This is a genomic window from Veillonella sp. (assembly GCF_019414865.1).
GTDB lineage: Bacteria > Bacillota > Negativicutes > Veillonellales > Veillonellaceae > Veillonella.
Genome location: NZ_DXLG01000174.1, coordinates 1 through 1226, shown reverse-complemented (window position 1 = coordinate 1226; position 1226 = coordinate 1). Strand labels below are relative to the sequence as shown.

Genomic DNA, 1226 nt, shown 5'->3' with positions numbered 1-1226 from the left:
AACATTGTCGATAGTAATAGTTTTAGTCGGTTTGCTTGGTTTACTGCACTGGAGCCCGGATCGTAGTCAATAGCAGCAATGCGCACGTCTGGGTAGGCAGCGGATAGTGTTTTCACCATGCCTTTACCTGTAACGTGGTTTGGTAAGCAGCCGAATGGTTGCAAGCATACGATTTGTTTTGCCCCTTTTTCAATGAGGTCAATCATATCCCCTGTGAGGAACCAGCCTTCACCGCATTGGTTACCAAGACCGATGAATTGAGCTGCTTCTTTTGCTACTTCTGTCATACGTTGTAGAGGGTCAAAGTTTTTAGACGCCGCTACGGCTTTAGCGTATGGCAAGCGGTAGAGTTCAAGGGCTTCACGAGCCAATGTACCGAAGAAGCCAGATAGCCATGTACCATCAAGGTGTTTAGCCCGGTACGTGCTGTCCATTGCACAGTACAAGAAGAAGTCTAATAAACCAGATGTAACGACTTCGCCACCTTCTTTTTCAATGAGTTCATTGATATGGTTGTTAGCACTTGGGTGGAATTTAACGTAAATTTCCCCTACGACGCCAACGCGAGGTTTTTGTACATCTTTATTAACCGGCAAGTTATCAAAGTCATGAATAATTTCTTTGATGTACTTATTGTACTGACGAAGGCTTGCAGATGTAATGTTTTCACGTAATTTTTTAATCCAGTAATCACATAATGCATCTGTAGAGCCCGGGTTAGTTTCGTAAGGACGGGTAGCCAATACGCATTGCATGAGGGCATCACCGTAAACAACGGCTTGAATCATGCGATGCAAGAAACCTTTTGTCAATTTGAAGCCTGGTTGACGTTCCATATCGCTTGCATTAAGAGATAGGATTGGTACTTGTTTCATACCAGCGTCAATCAATGCTTTACGCAAATAACCAATATAGTTTGTAGCACGGCAACCACCACCTGTTTGAGAGATGATAACAGCTGTTTTATCGATATCGTATTTACCAGATAATAGTGCAGACATGAGCTGACCAACAACGATAATCGCTGGGTAACATGCATCATTATTGATATATTTCAAGCCCACTTCAATATCGTCACGCGTTGGTGCTGGCAACATTTCAAAGTTATAGCCTTCATTTTTGAGGACTGGATCTAAGAGGCTAAAATGCAATGGTGACATTTGTGGCACCAAGATTTTATAGGTCTTACGCATTTCCTCTGTGAACACCACGCGATTATAATCGTA

The 1226-nt window shown here is 42.7% G+C and carries 1 pseudogene; it reads right to left on the bottom strand.

The features are described 5' to 3' along the window. A pseudogene (locus tag QZ334_RS07920) lies at nt 1-1226 on the bottom strand (2-hydroxyacyl-CoA dehydratase); the annotation flags it as partial.